Source organism: Fontimonas sp. FW305-C-3 (assembly GCF_058783185.1).
In genome coordinates this window covers 853,600-873,501 of sequence record NZ_JBYSYK010000003.1, presented here as the reverse complement: position 1 = coordinate 873,501, position 19,902 = coordinate 853,600, and the positions used below count along the sequence as shown (strand labels likewise).

General features: G+C 65.8%; 18 protein-coding genes and 1 tRNA gene. 8 read left to right on the top strand and 11 right to left on the bottom strand.

Features of this window, described 5'->3' with window-relative positions; all coding sequences use genetic code 11:
• Positions 1-19 precede the first annotated feature (19 nt).
• Both AC3WUF_RS15480 and AC3WUF_RS15475 read left to right on the top strand, forming a co-directional pair.
• The gene (locus AC3WUF_RS15480) at positions 20-1,372 is read left to right on the top strand and encodes a phosphohexomutase domain-containing protein (protein ID WP_492427152.1); all 1,353 of its coding nucleotides are present in this window, start codon (positions 20-22) and stop codon (positions 1,370-1,372) included.
• Positions 1,359-2,831, top strand: a complete 1,473-nt coding sequence (locus tag AC3WUF_RS15475) for a mannose-1-phosphate guanylyltransferase/mannose-6-phosphate isomerase (RefSeq protein WP_492427150.1) — start codon at positions 1,359-1,361, stop codon at positions 2,829-2,831. The genes AC3WUF_RS15480 and AC3WUF_RS15475 overlap by 14 nt, the downstream gene beginning before the upstream one ends.
• Positions 2,832-2,877: 46 nt before the next feature.
• On the opposite strand, the gene aqpZ is transcribed toward AC3WUF_RS15475, so the two are convergent.
• Positions 2,878-3,582, bottom strand: coding sequence for an aquaporin Z (gene aqpZ, locus AC3WUF_RS15470; protein WP_492427148.1), 705 nt, complete (start codon positions 3,580-3,582; stop codon positions 2,878-2,880).
• 294 nt (positions 3,583-3,876) lie between these two features.
• On the opposite strand from aqpZ, the gene AC3WUF_RS15465 reads away from it, so the two are divergent.
• Positions 3,877-5,052 (top strand): BaiN/RdsA family NAD(P)/FAD-dependent oxidoreductase, encoded by a 1,176-nt coding sequence (locus tag AC3WUF_RS15465; RefSeq protein ID WP_492427146.1) that lies wholly within the window; start codon positions 3,877-3,879, stop codon positions 5,050-5,052.
• Here AC3WUF_RS15465 and AC3WUF_RS15460 read toward each other — a convergent pair.
• The 3 genes from AC3WUF_RS15460 to gmd are packed head-to-tail and all read right to left on the bottom strand — an operon-like array spanning position 5,049 to position 7,438.
• Positions 5,049-5,369: a hypothetical protein gene (locus AC3WUF_RS15460; RefSeq protein WP_492427144.1), complete on the bottom strand. Its 321-nt coding sequence runs from the start codon at positions 5,367-5,369 to the stop codon at positions 5,049-5,051. The two genes, AC3WUF_RS15465 and AC3WUF_RS15460, sit on opposite strands and share 4 nt — an antisense overlap.
• Positions 5,370-5,373: 4 nt before the next feature.
• Complete coding sequence (fcl, locus tag AC3WUF_RS15455) at positions 5,374-6,315, bottom strand: GDP-L-fucose synthase (RefSeq protein WP_492427142.1); 942 nt, start codon at positions 6,313-6,315, stop codon at positions 5,374-5,376.
• Positions 6,316-6,322: 7 nt separating this feature from the next.
• A complete protein-coding gene (gmd, locus tag AC3WUF_RS15450; RefSeq protein ID WP_492427140.1) occupies positions 6,323-7,438 on the bottom strand; it encodes a GDP-mannose 4,6-dehydratase in 1,116 nt (371 codons plus the stop codon).
• Positions 7,439-7,637: 199 nt separating this feature from the next.
• On the opposite strand from gmd, the gene AC3WUF_RS15445 reads away from it, so the two are divergent.
• The gene (locus AC3WUF_RS15445; RefSeq protein ID WP_492427138.1) at positions 7,638-8,843 is read left to right on the top strand and encodes an acetylornithine/succinyldiaminopimelate transaminase; all 1,206 of its coding nucleotides are present in this window, start codon (positions 7,638-7,640) and stop codon (positions 8,841-8,843) included.
• A 63-nt stretch (positions 8,844-8,906) separates the two neighbouring features.
• Here the strand turns inward: AC3WUF_RS15445 and AC3WUF_RS15440 are convergent, their stop codons facing one another.
• The 7 genes from AC3WUF_RS15440 to AC3WUF_RS15410 form a co-directional block, all read right to left on the bottom strand.
• Complete coding sequence (locus AC3WUF_RS15440; RefSeq protein WP_492427136.1) at positions 8,907-9,701, bottom strand: general secretion pathway protein GspB; 795 nt, start codon at positions 9,699-9,701, stop codon at positions 8,907-8,909.
• Positions 9,698-11,371: an AAA family ATPase gene (locus AC3WUF_RS15435; RefSeq protein ID WP_492427134.1), complete on the bottom strand. Its 1,674-nt coding sequence runs from the start codon at positions 11,369-11,371 to the stop codon at positions 9,698-9,700. Before AC3WUF_RS15435 ends, AC3WUF_RS15440 begins: the two co-directional genes overlap by 4 nt.
• 124 nt (positions 11,372-11,495) lie before the next feature.
• Positions 11,496-11,969 carry a GNAT family N-acetyltransferase gene (locus AC3WUF_RS15430; protein WP_492427132.1) on the bottom strand — a complete coding sequence of 158 codons (474 nt, stop codon included), beginning with the start codon at positions 11,967-11,969 and terminating at the stop codon, positions 11,496-11,498.
• Positions 11,950-13,308, bottom strand: coding sequence for an N-succinylarginine dihydrolase (gene astB / locus AC3WUF_RS15425; RefSeq protein ID WP_492427130.1), 1,359 nt, complete (start codon positions 13,306-13,308; stop codon positions 11,950-11,952). The genes AC3WUF_RS15430 and astB overlap by 20 nt, the downstream gene beginning before the upstream one ends.
• A gap of 39 nt (positions 13,309-13,347) precedes the next feature.
• Positions 13,348-14,817 (bottom strand): succinylglutamate-semialdehyde dehydrogenase, encoded by a 1,470-nt coding sequence (gene astD / locus AC3WUF_RS15420; protein WP_492427128.1) that lies wholly within the window; start codon positions 14,815-14,817, stop codon positions 13,348-13,350.
• 11 nt (positions 14,818-14,828) lie between these two features.
• Positions 14,829-15,839 (bottom strand): arginine N-succinyltransferase, encoded by a 1,011-nt coding sequence (gene astA, locus AC3WUF_RS15415; RefSeq protein ID WP_492427126.1) that lies wholly within the window; start codon positions 15,837-15,839, stop codon positions 14,829-14,831.
• Between the two features lie 2 nt (positions 15,840-15,841).
• Complete coding sequence (locus AC3WUF_RS15410) at positions 15,842-17,056, bottom strand: hydrolase (protein WP_492427124.1); 1,215 nt, start codon at positions 17,054-17,056, stop codon at positions 15,842-15,844.
• Between the two features lie 68 nt (positions 17,057-17,124).
• Here AC3WUF_RS15410 and AC3WUF_RS15405 point away from each other — a divergent pair, with 68 nt between their 5' ends.
• The 4 genes from AC3WUF_RS15405 to AC3WUF_RS15390 all read left to right on the top strand — a co-directional run bounded on the left by AC3WUF_RS15405 (position 17,125) and on the right by AC3WUF_RS15390 (position 19,768).
• Positions 17,125-17,943: a transporter substrate-binding domain-containing protein gene (locus AC3WUF_RS15405; RefSeq protein ID WP_492427122.1), complete on the top strand. Its 819-nt coding sequence runs from the start codon at positions 17,125-17,127 to the stop codon at positions 17,941-17,943.
• Entirely contained in the window at positions 17,940-18,905 is a 966-nt protein-coding gene (locus AC3WUF_RS15400; protein WP_492427120.1) for an amino acid ABC transporter permease, read from the top strand. The genes AC3WUF_RS15405 and AC3WUF_RS15400 overlap by 4 nt, the downstream gene beginning before the upstream one ends.
• On the top strand, positions 18,898-19,653 hold the full coding sequence (locus AC3WUF_RS15395) for an amino acid ABC transporter ATP-binding protein (RefSeq protein ID WP_492427118.1): 756 nt from the start codon (positions 18,898-18,900) through the stop codon (positions 19,651-19,653). The genes AC3WUF_RS15400 and AC3WUF_RS15395 overlap by 8 nt, the downstream gene beginning before the upstream one ends.
• Positions 19,654-19,692: 39 nt before the next feature.
• Positions 19,693-19,768 (top strand) — tRNA-Arg (locus tag AC3WUF_RS15390).
• Positions 19,769-19,902 lie beyond the last annotated feature (134 nt).

The following is a 19,902-nucleotide window of genomic DNA, read 5'->3' as shown; positions in this document are numbered from 1 at the left end:
GCCAGGCCGGCAACCCGCCATGAATCCGGCCGCCGCATTCAAGGCTTATGACATCCGCGGGCGCGTGCCCGACGAGCTCAACGAAACCGTCGCCTACCGGCTCGGCCTGGCTTATGCGGATCAGCTGCGGGCCCGGCGCGTCGTGCTCGGCCGCGATATCCGCCACAGCTCGGAAGCGCTGCTCAAGGCGCTCGCGCTGGGGCTGAATCACGGCGGCGCCGAAGTGTTCGACCTCGGCCTCTGCGGCACCGAAGAAGTCTATTTCGCGACGTTCCACGCCGGATTCGACGGCGGCATCATGGTCACCGCCAGCCACAATCCGATCGACTACAACGGCATGAAGCTGGTGCGCGCCGGTGCGCAGCCGATCTCCGGCGACAGTGGCCTGCGCGAGCTGCAGCGCGCCGTCGAGAACGCCACCACGGCGCCGAGCGGGCAAGCGCAGCTCAAGCCGCTGGATCTGCGGGCGGACTATGTGCGCCATCTGCTCGGCTACATCGACGTCGCCGCGCTCAAGCCGCTGAAGATCGTCGTCAACGCCGGCAATGGCACGGCGGGCCTGGTGGTCGACGCGCTGGCGCCGCATCTGCCGTTCGAGTTGATCCGCGTCCATCACCAGCCGGATCCGGATTTTCCCAACGGCATTCCGAATCCGCTGCTGCCAGAGAATCGTGCCGCGACCGCGGATGCGGTGCGTGCGCATGGCGCCGATCTCGGCATTGCCTGGGACGGCGATTTCGATCGCTGCTTCCTGTTCGACGCGCAGGGTACTTTCATCGAGGGCTACTACATCGTCGGCCTGCTCGCGCAGGCGATGCTGAAGCGCGAAGCCGGCGCGAAGATCATCCACGACCCGCGCCTGAGCTGGAACACGATCGATCTGGTCGCCGCCGCTGGCGGCATTGCGGTGCAGTCGAAGACCGGCCACGCCTTCATCAAGGAGCGCATGCGCCTGGAGAACGCGATCTATGGCGGCGAGATGAGCGCGCACCATTACTTCCGCGACTTCGCCTACTGCGACAACGGCACGATTCCCTGGCTGCTGGTCGCGGCGCTGATGAGCGCCAGCGGCAGTTCGCTGGCCGAGCTGGTCGGCGAGCGCATGGCGAAGTTTCCGGCCAGCGGCGAGATCAACCGCAAGGTACGCAATATTGCTGCAGTGATCGAGCGTATCGAGATGGAGTACGCTGGCAGCGCGCTGCATGTGGATCGCACCGACGGTCTGAGCCTGGAGTACGCGGATTGGCGTTTCAATCTGCGCGGCTCGAATACCGAGCCGGTCCTGCGTCTCAACGTCGAAGCGCGTGGGGATGCCGCGTTGATGCAAGAACAAACCGACAAATTGCTGAGCCTGATCGATGCCTGCGACTGATCGTGCGAAGAATGCGGCCGCCGTGCTGGTGCCGGTGATTCTGGCCGGCGGCTCGGGCACGCGCCTGTGGCCGCTGTCGCGCGAGACGTATCCCAAGCAGTTCCTGCGCATCGGCGGCGAGCACACCTTGCTGCAGCAGACGGCGTTGCGTGCACGCAACGTTGCGGGCGCAACGGCGCCGGTCGTCATCTGCGGCGAAGGCCATCGTTTCATCGTCGCCGAGCAGTTGCGCGAGATCGGCATCGACGGCGCCGCGATCATCCTCGAACCGGCCGGTCGCAACACCGCGGCGGCCGCTGCCGTGGCGGCCTTGTACGTGCAGCAACAGCACGGCGATCAGGCCCTGGTGTTCCTGATGAGCGCCGATCACGTCGTCGCCGATGTGGCGGCTTTCTGCGCCGCTGCCGATCTGGCGGCCGGTGCCGCGCAGGACGGCCGGCTGATGGTGTTCGGCATCAAGCCGACGCGCGCCGAGACCGGCTACGGCTACTTGAAGCGCGGCCCCGCTCTGGGCAGCAGCGTTTACGCGCTGGACCGTTTTGTGGAAAAGCCGAGCGCCGAGCGCGCCGCGCAGTTTCTGACGGCGGGCGACTACGACTGGAACGGCGGCTTGTTCCTGTTTCCGGCGGGCCTGTTCCTGGCCGAGCTGAGTCGCTTCGAGTCGGCGCTGAATCCGGCGATTCCAGACATCGTTGCGCATTGCCGCGAGGCGCTGGAGCTGGCGAAGCAGGATCTGGATTTTATCCGCCTCGATGCGCAGGCCTTCGCGCACTGCCGCTCCGATTCGCTCGATTACGCGGTGATGGAGAAAACCGACAAGGCCGCGCTGGTCGCGATGGACGCCGGCTGGGACGATGTCGGCTCCTGGTCTTACCTCGACAAGCTGACGAAGGACGCCCACGGCAACTACAGCCATGGCGATGTGCTGATCGAGCAGAGCGAGGGCGTTCTGGCGCACAGCGAGCATCGCCTCGTCGCCGCGCTTGGCCTGCGCGACACGGTGATCGTCGCGACCAAGGACGCCGTGCTGGTGACGACACCGGCGCATGCGCAGAACGTCAAGGCCATCGTCGCGCGGCTGAAGGAGGCCAAGCGCAGCGAGGCCGATGCGCACGCCGTGGTGCATCGCCCCTGGGGCAGCTACGAGACGCTGGCCGTCGGACCGCGCTTCCAGGTCAAGCGCATCATCGTCAAGCCGGGGCAGAAGCTCAGCGACCAGATGCACCACCATCGCGCCGAGCACTGGATCGTCGTCAGCGGCACCGCCAAGGTACGCTGCGACGGCAAGGAGTTCCTGCTCAGCGAAAACCAGTCCACCTACATCCCGATCGGCGGGCGGCATCGCCTGGAGAATCCGGGCATGCAGCCGATGGAGCTGATCGAAGTGCAATCCGGCGGCTATCTCGGCGAGGACGATATCGTCCGCTTCGAGGATATCTACGGACGCAAGGACAGCTAGCGACTGTCTGGCGACCCTCCGTGGAGCCGCCAGACAGCGCCAGCGCTCAGCGCTTCCGCGGCCAGCCGTCTTCCGTCGAGATGAGGCGATAGCACACTGCGCCGAGCATGCCGCCGACCATCGGCGCCGCCCAGAACAGCCATAACTGCGCAATGGCCCAGTCGCCTACAAACAGTGCGACGCCGGTGCTGCGTGCAGGATTCACCGAAGTGTTCGTGACCGGAATGCTGATCAGGTGGATCACCGTCAGCGCCAGGCCGATGGCCAGCGGCGCACAACCGGCCGGCGCACGCGCGTCGGTGCTGCCGAGAATGACGATCAGGAAGAATGCAGTCAGAACGACTTCCGCGACCAGTGCTGCAATCATGGAGTAACCGCCCGGCGAATGCGCGCCGTAGCCGTTGGATGCGAAGCCCTTGCTGACATCGAAGCCCGGCGCGCCGCTGGCGATCAGGTAGAGCACGCCGCCCGCCGCGATGGCGCCGAGAACCTGCGCGACGATGTAGGGCCCGAGCTGCCGCGCCGGAAAGCGGCCGCCGACCCATAGTCCGATGGACACTGCCGGATTCAGATGGCAACCCGAGATATGACCGATGGCGTAGGCCATCGTCAGCACCGTCAAGCCGAATGCGAGGGAGACCCCGAGCAGGCCGATCCCGACGTCGGGAAATGCGGCCGCCAGCACCGCGCTGCCGCAACCGCCCAACACCAGCCAGAACGTTCCAAGAAATTCCGCACCGTAAGTTTTCATCCAACTCTCCTTGTGAGATGACCCGAGACAGGAGCCCGCATGCGGGCCTGACCGACGGCGTCCGGCCGATCAAAGAAAACGCCAGGAGTGGGACGCTTCCACAGGAAGCATCCAGCGCAGGATCACTGATGTGCTCAGCAAACATGTTTCGCCCTCCGCGACGCGCGGCTCTTTGTGGCCGCACTTATTACTTGTGTCGCTGAACCTTTAAGCTAGCGCGCTTTTGCGACGAGGGAAAGGGCGCCGGCCGCGGTGCCCGATCAACGCGCGAATCATCCGGAGGAGCGGACTCAGATGTCGTTTGATGCGCTGATCATCGGTGGCGGTGCCGCCGGCTTGATGTGTGCGCTGACGGCCGCTCAGCGCGGCAAGCGCGTGCTGGTCGTCGAGCACGCCAACCGGGTCGGCAAGAAAATCCTGATGTCCGGCGGCGGGCGCTGCAATTTCACGAACCTGCACACGACGCCGGCGAACTTCCTGTCGCGCAACCCGCATTTCTGCAAGTCGGCGCTGGCGCGATTCCGTCCGCAGCAGTTCATCGACATGGTCGATCGGCATGGCATCGCCTGGCACGAGAAGGAGCTGGGCCAGCTGTTCTGCGACGACTCCTCGAAGCAGATCGTGCGCATGCTGCTCGACGAGTGCGCGGCGGCGGGCGTGCGTATCGAGGTCGATTGCGCCGTCGGTGCGGTCGGCCATTTCGAAGAGCAGTTCATCGTCGATACCGCGCATGGCCGCCATCGTGCGGGCGCCCTGGTCGTCGCGACCGGCGGCCTGTCGATCCCGAGCATGGGCGCGACCGGCTTCGGCTATGCGCTCGCTCGTCAGTTTGGCCACAACGTGCTGCCGACTCGCGCGGGCCTCGTGCCGCTGACCTTGAGCGGAACGCATCAGCAGCACTATGCGGATCTGGCCGGTGTGGCTGTGCCGGTCGTCGCGCGCTGCGCCGATACCGAGTTCAACAACGCCATGCTGATCACGCATCGTGGCCTGAGCGGGCCGGCGATCCTGCAAATCTCCTCGTACTGGGAGCCCGGCCTTGCCTTGCTGCTGGATCTGCTGCCGGGCGTCGATGTTTTTGAAGCGCTTGCCGAACAACAGCAGAAGCATCCGGCGGCGGAGTTGAAGACCATTCTTTCGGAACTGCTGCCCAAGCGCTTCGCCCAGCGCCTGTGCGAGGTCTGGTTCGACAACAAGCCGATGCGCGACATCCGCAAGCAGACCCTGCGCGAGATCGCCGATCAGCTGCAGTGCTGGCCGATCACCGCAAGCGGCACCGAAGGCTATCGCACCGCCGAGGTCACGCTGGGCGGCGTCGACACTGATGAGCTGTCATCGAAGACGATGGAGTCGCAGAAGCAGAAAGGCCTGTACTTCGTCGGCGAAGTCGTCGACGTCACCGGGCATCTGGGCGGCTTCAACTTCCAGTGGGCCTGGGCCTCGGGCTACGCAGCCGGTCAGGCAATCTAGCGTTCGCGCGCTGGCGCGAGCGCCTTGCAGGCGAGGATCAAGGCGATCCAAGCCAGCAGGATGTCCCAGAACGCAACCAGAAAGATCAGCGGCGTGCCGATCAGATTGGCGATTGGGATGGCGTCGTAGAGCGCGAGCTTGTCGAGCACATAGCCATGCTCGGCACAGCTACCGCCGAAGTTGGGCAGCGCGCAGCCGAGTCGTGTCGACCACTCGAAGGCAACATAGACACCAAGCACCGGTGTGGCCAACGCAATGCCGAACACGACCAGCCCGACGATCAGGATCGTGCCGACTGCGCCGAGATGCTTGCGCATGGTTTCAGGCGCGCAATTTTTCGCTGTTGTCGAGATACCAGCGATAGGTTCCGGCGATGCCGTCTTCCAGGCCGATCTGCGCCTGCCAGCCCAGCGCATGCAGGCGACCGACATCGAGCAGCTTGCGCGGTGCGCCATCGGGTTTGCTGAGGTCCTGCACGATACGTCCGGCAAAGCCGGTGATCTTCTGCACGAGCTGGGCGAGTTCGAGAATGGACACGTCGTTGCCGACGCCGACGTTGATGATGTCCTCGCCGCTGTAACGCTGCATCAGCAGCACCGCGGCGGCGCCCAGATCATTCACATGCAGGAACTCGCGGCGCGGCGTGCCGCTGCCCCACAGCACGACTTCGCTGTCGCCGCGCTGCTTGGCTTCATGAAACTTGCGGATCAGTGCCGGCAGCACATGGGCGTTTTCGAGATTGAAGTTGTCGCCCGGGCCGTAGAGGTTGGTCGGCATCAGGCTGATCGCATCGAAGCCGTACTGCCGGCGATAGGCCTGGCACATCTTGATGCCGGCGATCTTGGCGATCGCGTACCACTCGTTGGTCGGCTCCAGGGAACCCGTCAGCAGGCTCTGCTCGGCCATCGGCTGCGGCGCCAGCTTCGGATAAATGCATGACGAACCGAGAAATTCCAGTTTGCTGACGCCGTGCGTCCAGGCCGCGTGAATGACGTTGGTCTGGATCGCCAGATTGTCGCGGATGAACTCGGCCGGATAGATATTGTTCGCGTGAATGCCGCCGACCTTGGCCGCGGCGAGGAACACGTACTGCGGTTTCTCCTTCGCAAAGAAGGCGTCGACCGCCGTCTGCGACGTCAGATCCAGCTCGCGGTGGCTGCGCGTGATGAGCTGCGTGTAGCCCGCCGCCTTCAGCGCGCGGACGATGGCCGAGCCGGCGAGGCCGTTGTGGCCGGCAACGTAGATGCGTGCGTCGGTCTGCATGCGTGCCTTACTCGTGATGCTCGAAGACCTGGAAGCCGGCGCCCTGGACGAGGCGGTCGCGTCGCGCGGTCTTGAGGTCTTCGCTGACCATTTCGCTGACCAGTTCCTCGAAGGTCGTCGTCGGCACCCAGCCGAGTTTCTCGCGCGCCTTGGTCGGATCGCCCAGCAGCGTGTCGACCTCGGTTGGGCGGAAATAGCTTGGATCGACGGCGACGATCTTCTGACCCGGCTTGAGCTTGAATTCCGGATTGTCGACCTTGGCGACGACGCCGATCTCGTCGACGCCGCTGCCACGCCACTCGAGCGTGATGCCGAGTTCGGCGGCGCTGCGATCGACGAAGTCGCGCACCGAATGCTGCACGCCGGTCGCGATGACGAAGTCGTCCGGCGTCTCCTGCTGCAGCATCAGCCACTGCATCTCGACGTAGTCGCGCGCATGGCCCCAGTCGCGCAGTGCGCTGAGGTTGCCGAGGTAGAGACACTCCTGCATGCCGAGCGCGATGCGTGCGATCGCACGCGTGATCTTGCGGGTGACGAAGGTCTCGCCGCGGATCGGCGACTCGTGGTTGAACAGGATGCCGTTGCAAGCGTACATCCCATACGATTCGCGGTAGTTGACCGTGATCCAGTACGCATAGAGCTTGGCGACGCCGTACGGCGAGCGCGGGTAGAACGGTGTCGTCTCGCGCTGCGGAATCTCCTGCACCTTGCCGTACAGCTCGGACGTCGAGGCTTGGTAGATGCGCGTGGTCTTTTCCATGCCGAGGATGCGGATCGCCTCGAGCAGGCGCAGCGTGCCGAGCGCATCGCTGTTGGCGGTGTACTCCGGGCTTTCGAACGACACCGCGACGTGGCTCTGCGCGCCGAGGTTGTAGATCTCGTCCGGCTGCACGTTCTGCACGATGCGGATCAGGTTCGTCGCATCGGTCAGGTCGCCGTAATGCAGGAACAGCTTGCGGCCCTTCTCGTGGGGATCCTGGTACAGGTGATCGATGCGGTCGGTATTGAACAGCGACGAGCGGCGCTTGATGCCGTGGACCTCATAGCCCTTCTTCAGCAGGGACTCGGCCAGATAGGCGCCGTCCTGGCCGGTGATGCCGGTGATCAGTGCTTTTTTTGCCACGTAGTGCCGCTCCTCGGATTTATCCCCCGAAGTCTATTGGAAACTTCCCCCGGATACCTCCCGCCGGGCGGCAGGTCTTATACTGCGCGCCTTCATAAGGAGCCTCCGATCAGGTGCCGCCGTTCCGGCCCCTGTTCAGAGGTTCCTTTTCGGGCCGCCGTCATTCCGGCTAGGCGGCCGAATGTGTGAGGTGTTTGTCATGTCTGCTGTCAGTCGTGCCACGTTCAACGAGGTGATGGTTCCCAACTACGCGCCTGCCGAGCTCATTCCCGAGCGCGGTATCGGTTCGCGCCTGTGGGACACCGAAGGACGTGAATATGTGGATTTCGCCGCCGGCATCGCGGTGACGGTGCTGGGCCACGCCAATCCGGTGCTGGTCGGCGCGCTGGCCGAGCAGGCCGGCAAGCTGTGGCACCTGTCCAACGTGATGACCAACGAGCCGGCGCTCAAGCTGGCGCGCAAGCTGGTCGACCTGAGCTTTGCCGACAAGGTCTTCTTCTGCAATTCCGGCGCCGAGGCCAACGAAGCCGCGTTCAAGCTCGCCCGCCGCCGCGGCAACACCCAGTTCGGCCCGCACAAGAACACGATCATCTCGTTCCACAACGCCTTCCACGGCCGCACGCTGTTCACCGTCAGTGTCGGCGGTCAGCCCAAGTACACGCAGGGTTTCGAGCCGCTGCCGGGCGCGATCCGCCACCTGCCGTTCAACGATCTGGCGGCGCTGACCGCAGCGATGGACGACAGCGTCTGCGCGGTCGTCGTCGAGCCGGTGCAGGGCGAGGGCGGCGTGCTGCCGGCGACGCCGGAGTTCATCAAGGGCATCCGCGCGCTGTGCGACAAGCACCAGGCGCTGATGATTCTCGACGAAGTGCAGACCGGCAACGGCCGTACCGGCACCTTGTTCGCGCACGAGCAGATGGGTGTTGTGCCCGACGTGCTGACGACGGCCAAGGGCCTGGGCGGCGGCTTCCCGATCGGCGCGATGCTGACGACCCAGGCGCATGCCGAAATTCTGGCCTTCGGTACGCATGGTTCGACGTACGGCGGCAATCCGCTGGCCTGCGCGGTTGCGGGTGCGGTCGTCGACGAGATCGCCAAGTCCGAGCTGCAGCGCAATGTTGCCGAGCGCGCCGCCCAATTGCGCGCCGGTCTTGCAGTGCTCGGCAAGCAGTACGGGCTGTTCGGCGAGCCGCGCGGCATGGGCCTGCTGATCGGTGCGCCGCTGGTCGACGCCTGGAAGGGTCGCGCCAAGGACATCGTCAATGCGGGTCTCGCCGAAGGCGTCTGGCTGCTGGTCGCCGGTCCGGATGTGCTGCGCTTTGCCCCGGCGCTGAACATCACGGAAGCCGATGTTGCCGAAGGTCTCGCGCGTCTCGACAAGGCTTGCAAGAAACTGACAGGCTGACTTTCAGCTCAGTGTCAGCGGCCCTCTCCCGCGCAGGCGGGAGGGGGCTTTTTCATGGCTGCTCTAGCGCGTCAGCGGCCAGAACACGCGTTCGTTGCGGAACGAAAACACGATGCCGTCCGCGGCAATCTCCGTAATCTGCGGACCGCTGTCGAGCTGCGAGCCTTCGCCGTAGCGCTTGCCGTCGATCATGATCCAGCGCTTTGCCGGCAACGCGTTGTGAACGTGGACCTGGATCGTCAGGTTCGGGAACTGGTCGCGATAGGCTTGCGGCATGTCGCGCAGCAGCGGCTCCAGATGCGTCGGCGCGGCGGTGGCCGGCGGTGGGACGAAGCCCTGGCTGGCGCTGACGGTGCTGTTCGGCTTGGCGGCGCTTGCCGGCTTCGCGGTGGCGGTCCCAGCGCCGGCGCCGATGCCCTGGAACACGGGCGTCAGATCGTCGAGGCTTTCGTAGCCCGCGAGAGCCGGTTCGATCTCCGCGGCGTCGGCGAGCAATTCGCCGTCGGCGGCATCGCCTTCCGGCGTCATCGCGCTTTCTTCCGCGGTCGCTTGCGACTCCGGTGTAGCGACGGCCGCAGGCGCGAGTGTCGGTGCGATAGTCGGCACCGGGGTCGGTGCTGGGATCGGCGCCGCGGTGGCGATGGCCACGACCGGCGCTGGCGCGGCGACAGTGTCCGGCCTCAACAGGAACCAGCTGATCGCGATGCCGGCGGCAAACAGCAGCGCGCCGATCGCCATCAGCAGCAGCGGCGACAGCCGGCTCAGGCCATCGGGTGCGCTGTCGCGCGTCGGCGCGGTGCCGAGCGCGCCGCTGCGCTCGTGCTCGGCGCGCTTGAGGGCGTCAAGGATGTAGCTCATGGCTTGGCCTCGGCGGCGACCAGCGTCGGCGTGTCGGGGCGCGAGTCGCCGAGTTCGATGAGCGTGCGCACGCCGGCAACGCCGTCGGCCTGCAACCCGCGGGCGCTTTGCAGGCGGCGGACCGCCTCGGCCATCGGCACGGTCAGGCGCTCCGGCACGTTGTCGATAGCGGGCAGATACTGCAGCGCGACGAGTTGCGCATAGAGCCAGGTGATGTCGGCGCCGCGCGTGGTCGTGTCGATGCGGATCGACTGGCTGTCGCGATGCCAGAGCAGCAGGAACTCGCCATTCCACAGCGGGTCGAGCGCCTTGAGCGGGATGCTCAGCGGGCCGAGCGCGGTCATCAGCACCGCGCGTTCGGCATCCAGCGACTTCAGCAGGAAGTAGCGCTGGCCTTCTTCGCCGAGCTGCAACGTCAGCACCGCCGGCCGGTTCATCAGGCGCAGATCGGTCCAGGTCGCGCTGCTGCGGTAGCACTCCAGCGCCTGCGCCTTCAGCGTCGTGCACAGATTCTTGTTGTCGCTGTTGCCGGCGTCGGCGCCCCACAGCGTGACCAGCTGCGCCAGCACCGTCGACAGCGGCTGCGCGGCGGCGGCGAGATCGGCCGACAGATCGGTCGGATGGATGTCCGCTTCGAGCATTGCGGCGGCGGGCGTTGCGGCCGCTTCGGCACTTGCCTGCACCGGTTCGACAACCGCCGGGGCAGGTGTCGGAGCTGCGATTGGCGATGGCTGCGGAACCACCACGGCGACAGGTGCCGCGACCGCCACAACCGGCGCACGCCAGGGCCAGTAGGTGTACGCGAACAGGCCGAGGCAGGCGAACAGCGCGACGACCAGGCTCAGCTCGATCCAGCGCCAGCGCAGCGGTGTACGCAGATCGCTGCCATCGATGTCGCCCAGCGCTTCGCGCGCCGCCGTGCGCAGCACCTGCGGCGTCACCTGGGTCTCGCGCGTCGCGTAGGCGCCCATCAGCGCGCGGTCGCAGATGATGTTGATCAGGCGTGGATTGCCGCGCGCGGCGTTGTGCACCAGCTGCAGGCTCTGCGCGCTGAACAGCGGCCGCGCGGCGCCGGCGATGCGCAGGCGATGCTCGACGTACTCGCGCGTCTCTGCCGGTGTCAGCGGCGTCAGGTGATAGCGCGCGGTGATGCGGCTGGCGAGCTGGCGCAGGTCGGGGCGGGCGAGCAGCGCGGTGAGTTCGGGCTGGCCGACCAGCATGATGCGCAGCAGCTTTTCCTTTGCAGTCTCGAGGTTGGTCAGCAGACGCACCTGCTCCAGCACCGTCGGCATCAGGTTCTGCGCTTCATCGATGATCAGCACCGTGCGCCGGCCTGCGGCATGCGCGCGCAGCAGGTGCGCATTGAGCGCGTCGACGAGCATCTTCAGCGTGGGGCTGTTGCGCGGATAGTCGACACCGAGCTCGTCGCAGATGCTGTGGACGAATTCCTGCTCGTTCTGGCGCGGGTTGTGGATCATCGCGACATCCACATCCGGCAGCTTCTGCTCGAGCAGGCTGCGCACGATCGTCGTCTTGCCGGTACCGACTTCGCCGGTCAGCTGGACGAAGCCGCCGTACTGCCCGGTGCCGTACAGCAGATGACCCAGCGCCTCCTGGTGGCGCGGCGTCAGATACAGATAGGCGGGGTCCGGGGTGATGGAGAACGGCATCTCCCGGAGCTGGAAGTACTCGACGTACACGATATTCGGAATGGTGGGTGTTGCAGGCGGCGAGTATACGGCGCTGGCGCCGGTTTGAACGTGGGGATACTGCGCGGAAACCCGGCCGTGGGCGCTACGGCGGGTCTTTCAGCATGTCGATGTGGGGGATGCCGTCCTCGAGATGAATCTCCGAGGCCTGCCGGAAGCCCAGCGATTCGTAGAAGCCCTGCAGATACTGCTGGGCATGGATGTAGACCGCTTGTGTCGGCGCTGCCGCGTTGCAGATGCGCAGACCTTCCAGCATCAAACGCCGGCCCAGGCCGCTGGCACGGGCGCTTGCGGCGACCACCAGGCGTCCCAGTGCAGGCTCCCGGCGGGTCAGACCCGCGGGCAGCAGGCGCAGGCAGCCCAGCAGCTGGCCGTGCGCATCCCGCGCGAGCAGGTGACGGCAGGCGGGATCGAGGCCGTCGATGTCCTGATAGACGCAGTTCTGCTCGACGATGAAGACTTCCGCGCGCAGCCGGAGCATGTCGTGGACATCATTCGCGCTCATCTCGGACCAGGCGGCCCAGCGCAGCGGCACCGGCTCAGTTGCGCTGGAATTCATAGATGCTGCCAAGCTTGAGAATGCCGGTCAGCCGATCGAGCGCCATGCGGCTTTCCTCGAGGAGCTGCGGATCGGCCAGATCATCGAACTCCAGATGATCGCGATAGTGCTTGTCGACCCAGGCCATCAATTCGTTGTAGCGCTTGGCGGTGAGCCAGGCGCCGGTGTTGACGGCTGCGCGTTCCGCCGCCGTCAGCACGACGCGCAGGCGCAGGCAGGCCGGGCCGCCGCCGTTGTTCATCGATTCGCGCAGATCGAAGACCTTGACGCCTTCGAGCGGATTTGCCGGGTCGGCGATGATGCGCTGGATCGTGGCCCAGACCTTCGGGTTCTCCTGGCATTCGCGGGCGACGATCATCTGCATGCCGACGTTGGGCGGGCAGACCAGCTGCGAGTTGAACAGGTACGAGGCGACGGCGTCGCCGACACTGAGTTCGTCGTTGCCGATCTCGATGAAGGACGGCCGCCGCTCGCCGCCGAAATGCGTGCAGATCCAGCCGCGCAGTGCCTGCGTGTCGACGAAGGCCTGCTCGTGATACATCAGCAGTTCGCGGTTGCCGACCGCGATGACGTCGTTGTGAAACACCCCCGAATCGATCGCCTCGGGACGTTGGCGGACGAAGGTCGTGTGGTGCGCCGACAACTCATGCAGCAGCGCCACCGACTGGCTGGCCAGCAGGCTCTGGCGCGCCGGGAATCGCCGGGTGGCCTGTTCGATGCCGCCGTCGCGGCCGTAGGTGAACAGCTCCAGCCCCGGTTCGCCGTAGTCGGCGCACAGTCGCGTGTGGTTCGCCGCGCCTTCATCGCCCAGCGTCGGCGAGGCCTGCAGCGGCGCGTGATGGGCGAACAGGCTCGGGTCGGCAAAGATCGCCTTCAGCGCGCGCGCCGTCGCCTCGGCTTCGATCGCACGATGCAGGTTGGTGCACAGATTGGCCGGCGTGAAGTGCACGCGGCCGTCGGCAGTGTCCGCGCTGGGCGAAACCGTCGCGGCATTGGCGGCCCACATCGCCGACGCCGAAGACACTGTCGCCAGCAACGTCGGTGCCTGCTTGCGCACGGTGTTGAGGATCTGCGCGTCGGAACCGCTGAAGCCGAGCCGGCGCAGCGTCGGAAGGTGCGGGCGCTCCTGCGGCGGCAGCACCCCCTGGAACAGGCCCATCTCGGCCAGCGCATGCATCTTCATCAGCCCTTGGCGCGCGGCTTCGCGCGGGTTCGAGCTGCTGTCGGCATGCCGCGTCGACGCGACGTTGCCGAACGACAGTCCGGCATAGTTGTGCGTCGGCCCGACCAGGCCGTCGAAGTTCGCTTCTACTGTCGCGGTCGTTCGTGTCGGGCTCATGGATAGCCTTTGGTGGCGGCACGCAGCGGGGTGGGAAGATTACAGCGAAAGCCCCGGCGGCAGCTGCGCGGGCAGTTGGCCGCGCGGTGCTTCGCTGCTGGCCACCGGATAGGCGCAGTAGTCGGCGGCGTAGTACGCGGACGGCCGGTGATTGCCGCTGGCGCCGATGCCGCCGAATGGAAATGCGCCGGAGGCGCCGGTGGTCGGGCGGTTCCAGTTGACGATGCCGGCGCGGATGCGCCGGTTGAACAGGGCATATTCATCGGCGTTGTCGCCGATGAAGCCGGCCGACAGGCCGTAGTTCGTGAGGTTCGCCGCGTCGATGGCCGCGTTGAGGCCATCGTAGCGGAATACCTGCAGCAGCGGACCGAAGAATTCTTCATCGGGAATATCGCGGGCATCTGTCGCATCGAGAATGCCGGGCGTCAGGAACGCCGCGCCATGCGGCGGTACTTCCATCGGCAGCAGCACGCGCGCGCCGAGTTCGAGCAACTGGCTTTGCGCAGCCATCAGCATCTTCGCCGCGGCGCTGCCGATGACCGGCCCCATGAACGGCTGAGGTTCCGCATCCCAGCGCGCGACGCGCAGGCCTGCACTGACGTCGACCAGACGGCGCAGCAGCTGGTCGCCCCAGCTTCCTTTCGGAACATAGAGCCTGCGCGCACAGGTGCAGCGCTGGCCCGAGGTGATGAACGCGGATTGGACGATATCCAAAACCGCGGCGTCGACCGCCTCGACTTCGCGCACGATCAGCGGATTGTTGCCACCCATCTCAAGCGCAAGAATGCGATGGCCTGCGCCGGCGAACTGCCGCTGCAGGATCGCTCCGGTGCGTGAGCTGCCGGTGAAATACAGGCCGTCAAGCTGCCGATGCGTGGCGATCAGCTCGCCGGTCGCGCGCTCGCCTTGCAGCAGGTTCAGCACACCTGCCGGCAAGCCGGACTGTTGCCACAGGCGTGCGGTCATCTCGCCGACTGCCGGGGTCTGTTCGCTGGGCTTGAACAGCACCGTGTTGCCTGCCAGCAGCGCCGGCACGATATGGCCGTTGGGCAGATGACCGGGGAAGTTGTACGGGCCGAACACGGCGACAACGCCATGCGGCCGGTGACGCAGGACGTGGCGTCCGAAGTCGGTGGCCTGCTCGATGGTGCCGGTGCGGTCGTGATAGGCACGGATCGAGATCGCGATCTTGCCGATCATCGCGGCGACTTCGGTACGCGCTTCCCAGAGCGGCTTGCCGACCTCTTCGGCAATGCAGCGCGCCAGTGCTTCGCTATCCGTCTTCAGCGTTTCGGCGTAAGCGAGCAGGTGCTGTTCGCGGACGCTGCCGTCGAGTACCGACCAGCGCTCGAAGGCGCGCCGCGCCGTGTCGAAAGCGCTGTCGACATCAGCGACTGCGGCGGCCTGGCCGTTCCAGATTGCATGCAGGTCGTGCGGCGCGAGACTGCTCATTGCCGCGCCGCCGCCGCGCCGCCACTGGCCATCGATGAAGAGTTCTCCACTGAGCATGCCGGTCTCCATCACAGGGCAACCACGCGGGCGACCGCGCCTTCATCCAGTCCGAGCTGCGCGGCGAGTGCGGCATCGATGGCGACGCCGTCCGCCGTCGGGGTCAGTTCGGCCAGCGCGCAGCGAAAATCGGCGAGACCCTCGTTGGCGATCAGATGCATCGCGCCGCTCGACGCCTCGCCGACGCGGATCGGCAGGCGCGCCGAGCGCGCGATCGATTGCACGGCTTCCACCGGGGCCTCGACCGACGGGCCGCCGTCGAAGATGTCGACATAGCCCTGGTAGCGGAAGCCCTCCTGCTCGAGCAATTTCAACGCGGGGGCGGTGGTCGGATGGACCTGACCCATGACCGCCTGCGCCTCCGGCGGCAGCAGCACGGTGTAGATCGGATGCTTGGGCATCAGCTCGGCGATGCAGGCCTTATTGCCCTGGCCGACGATGTGTTCGGCATCGTCGTACTCGATCGCGAAGAAGTGTCGCCCCAGGCCTTCCCAGAATGGCGAGCGGCCGTTGTCGTCCGACACGCCGCGCATCTCGGCGATGACCTTGTCGGCAAAGCGGCGCGGATGCGCGGCCATGAACAGGAAGCGCGACTTCGACAGCAGATGACCGATGCCGCCGGCGCGGAATTCCGGGGTCAGGTACAGCGAGCACAGCACGCTGGTGCCGGTGAGATCGTTCGACAGATACAGCGTCGGCACGCGGCTGTAGACGTCCAGTGTGCGGCTGGCGTGCACGGTCTGGCCGACGCGGTAGTTGTAGAACGGCTCGTCCAGGCCGCAGGCCGCTTCGACGGCGCAGCAGCCACCGATTTCGCCGTTGCCGGATTCCTCGACGACGAACATGTAGCGCTGATGGCCAGGGCTTTCGACCGCTTCGGCGAACGAGGCCAGCGAGCGCTCGATCTTCTTGCGCAGGGTCTCGCGCTCCGGCGGCAGCGAAGTGAAACCGGCGCCGGCGGTCTGCGCCATGTGCAGCAACGCGTCGAGATCCTGAAGGGCGATGGGGCGGATGATGCGCATGGCTATTCCCAGGCAATCTCGCCGCTGGCGAGGCGCAGCAGCAACAGGGCTGAAATCTTCGCGCGTTCCGTCAGCGAGGAAATCCGCATGCGTTCCTGCTCCGAGTGAATGTCGCTGCCGACGACGCCGAGATTGTCGACATTGGCGAGGCCGTACGCGGCGAGGTTGTTGCCATCGCAGCAGCCGCCGGTCGGGCTGAAGGTCAGCGGCGTGCCGAGGTCGCGGCCGCAGTCGCCGAGCAGGCCCATCAGGCGTTCGAGCTTCGCATCGACCGTTTTCGGCGGTCTGGTGAAGCCGCCGTGCAGATCGATGCTGATGCCTTCGCGCTGCGCATGCGTCAGGATCTGCTCAAGCTCCTCCTCGACCCAGCGCGCATCGTCGGGCAGTCCGGTGCGGACATTGAACTTGAAGACGCAGAGGTCGGGGACGACATTGAGCGCGCCGCCGCCACGGACGTAACCGGGATTGAACGTGACGCCGACGCGCTGACCATTGAGCCGATCGATCGCACCGATGATGTCCGCGGCGGTACGCAGCGCATTGCGGCCGGCCTCCGGATTGCGCCCGGCGTGTGCGGCGCGGCCGTGGACGACGACGTCGAAGTTGCCGCTGCCCTTGCGCGCGGACGCCAGACCGCCATCGGCGAAGGCGGGCTCGAAGATCAGCCCGAAGTGATTGCGTGCGGCGGCTTCGCGCAGCAACGGATCGGAGCCGCGCGAGCCGATCTCCTCGTCGGGGTTCAGCAGCACTTCCCAGCCGATGCGTTCGCGATGCGGGCTGCGTTCCAGCGCCGCCAGTGCGGCCCACATCACCAGCAGCCCGCCCTTGAGATCGGCGACGCCGGGGCCGTGCAGGCTGTCGTCGCCATCGCGCACCGCTTGCTGGAACGGATGATCGATGCCGTAGACGGTATCGAGATGGCCGCCCAGAAAGATTTGCAACGGTGCCTGCGGTCGCTGGCGCAGACGCAGGGCGGGGGCGATGGCGGTCGTGCTGCGCCGGCCGCCGTCGGTGGTGCGCGCATAGGGTGCGAGATCGAGCCATTCCGCCGAGCATTCGAGCGGTGCGAAGCGTTCCAGCATCATCTCGCCGGTGAGGCGCACGCCCGGCACATTGAAGCTGCCGGAGTTCTGGTTGGCCAGCCGCAGCGTCGCGTCACGCAGCTCGGCAAGCTGCGCGTCGATCCAAGCTGTCGCTGCGGTCTCCTGTTCCGTCATGACTCGCATCTGCCGGACGTCATCTGCTCTAATGTGCCAGATCGTCTCTTGAGTATGCACGGCCGCGCATGAGGAAAATCCTGGGGGGCTTGCTGGCGCTGGTTCTGGGCCTGGCGCTGCCGTCGGCGGCAATCGCCGGCGATGAGCTGTGGCAACAGTCGACGCTGAACAAGATCATCAAGCGCGGCGAGCTGCGCATCGGCGTCGAGGCCGGCTACATGCCCTTCGAGATGCGCGACAAGAAGGGCAACATCATCGGCTTCGATATCGATCTCGCGCGCCTGATGGCCAAGGAGATGGGCGTCAAGCTGACGGTCGTCAACATGCAGTGGGACGGCATCATTCCCGCGCTGCTGACCGACAAGTTCGACCTGCTGATGGGCGGCATGACGATCACGCCGCAGCGCAACCTGCAGGTGAACTTCACTGACCCTTACATCTACATCGGCCAGTCGGTGCTGCTCAGCCGCAAGCTCGCCGGGCAGATCACGAGCTACGAGCAGCTCAACGACCCGAAGTACACGATTGCCAGCAAGCTCGGCACGACCGGCGAGATCGCGACCAAGCGCCATCTGCCGAAGGCGAAGCTGAAGAGCTTCGAGTCCGAAGCCGATGGCGCGATGGAAGCGCGCAGTGGCCGCGCCGACGCCTTCGTCTATGACCAGCCGTTCAATCTGATCTACGCCGCGCAGTTTCCGGATGCGCTCGTGCATCTCAAGGAACCGTTCACCAAGGAAGCACTCGGCTTCGGCGTGCGTAAGGGCGATCCGGATTTTCTCAACTGGCTGAACCATTTCCTGCGGCAGATTCGCGAAGACGGCGTCTACGACGCGCTGTACCGCAAGTGGTTCGAGAACACCGCGTGGCTGCAGAACGTCACCGGATGAAGCCACGCCGCCTTGCCTGGTACGGCCTGTACGTCGCGATCCTCGCGGCGCTGGCGGCCGGCATCTATCTGGCCGGCAAGCGGGTGGACTACACCTGGCGCTGGGAGCGCATTCCGCAGTACATCGTCAGCTTCGACGGCGAGGAACTGAAGGCGCCGTTCGACGGCTTCGCCGCGATCGACACGCAGGCCGGCACGATCAGGATGACCGCGCTGCGCACCGCCGAGACGGCCGAGATCCGCGATTTCAATCGCGTCGTCGTCGGCGACGGCGATCTGGTGTTCGAAGGCGACGTGCTGGCGATCCGCAGCGGGGTTTCCGCAGGTCCGCTGGCCTGGGGGCTGTGGCTGACGCTGAAACTGTCGGTGCTGTCGTTGATCTTCGCGATGCCGCTGGGCCTGCTCGCCGGCCTGGGCCGTGTCGCGCAGAATCCGGCGGCGCGCTCGCTGGCGGCGACTTATGTCGAGATCATTCGCGGCACGCCGCTGCTGGTGCAGATTTTCATTTTCTATTTCTTCGTCGGCACCGTGCTGAATCTGTCGGCGCTCGCGGCGGGTGTCGCTGCGCTGGCGGTTTTCACCGGCGCCTATCTGGCCGAGATCATCCGCGCCGGTATCGAAGCCGTGCCGCGCGGGCAGATGGAAGCGGCGCGCAGCCTGGGCCTCAACTATTTTCAGGCGATGCGCCACGTGATCCTGCCTCAGGCACTGAAGAAGGCCCTGCCGCCGCTGGCCGGGCAGTTCATCAATCTCATCAAGGATTCTTCGCTGGTCTCGGTGATGGCACTGACCGACCTGACCAAGGCGGGGCGCGAAGTGGTCAGCTCGACGTTCAGCCCCTTCGAGGTCTGGTTCACCGTCGCTGCGATGTATTTCGTGCTGACCGGCGCGCTGTCGCTGTGGGTGCGCCGTCTCGAAAAGCGCTTGGGTTATGGCATCAGCCAGGGAGCGGGGCATGGCTGAGTCCGCCGACCAGACCCTGATTTCGCTGCGTGGCGTCTGCAAGACCTTCGGCAACGGCGTGAGCGCGCTGAAGGACGTGTCGCTCGATGTCGCCCGCGGCGAAGTCGTCTGCATCGTCGGTCCCAGCGGCTCGGGGAAATCGACGCTGCTTCGCACGATCAATGCGATGGAGACGATCAGCGGCGGCGAAGTGCGCGTGCTCGGCCAGTCGGTGCATGCGTCGCGCACCAATCTGAATCAGCTGCGCGCGCAGGTCGGCATGGTGTTCCAGGCCTTCAATCTGTTCGAGCACCGCACGGTGCTTGAGAACCTCACGCTCGCGCCCTGCGCCGTACAGCGAGTGTCGGCGGCGGAAGCGCGGCAACGTGCCGAAGCCCTGCTGAAGAAGGTGGGTCTGGCCGACAAGCACGACCAGTATCCGGCGCAACTGTCCGGTGGCCAGCAGCAGCGCGTCGCCATCGCCCGCGCGCTGGCGATGAATCCGAAAGTCATGCTGTTCGACGAACCGACCAGCGCGCTGGATCCGGAAAAGGTCAACGAAGTCCTCGACGTCATGAAAGACCTCGCCGCCGAAGGCATGACCATGTGCGTCGTCACCCACGAAATGGGCTTCGCCAAGGCCGTCGCCAGCCGGATCGTGTTCATGGAAGCCGGCGAGATCGGTCACGCTGCCGCGCCCAGGGATTTCTTCAGCGATACCGCCCATCCACGCCTGCAGGCTTTTCTGGGGCAGGTACTGCAGCGCTGAACCCGCTTCGACTACCATTGCCGCCGACTGGCAGGCCATGCCTTCGTAGCTCAGTGGATAGAGCACCCGCCTCCTAAGCGGGGGGTCGCAGGTTCGATTCCTGCCGAGGGCACCAAATTTATCGGTAACATCCGGGCGGGATTGGCTATTTTTAGTCGTGAAACGGTCTCAGCCAAGGCCGATTTTGCACCTCCTAAGCTGGTTTCAGATTCACGCGGATTTGCTTGTTTTCGTTGGATTTTAGGTTTA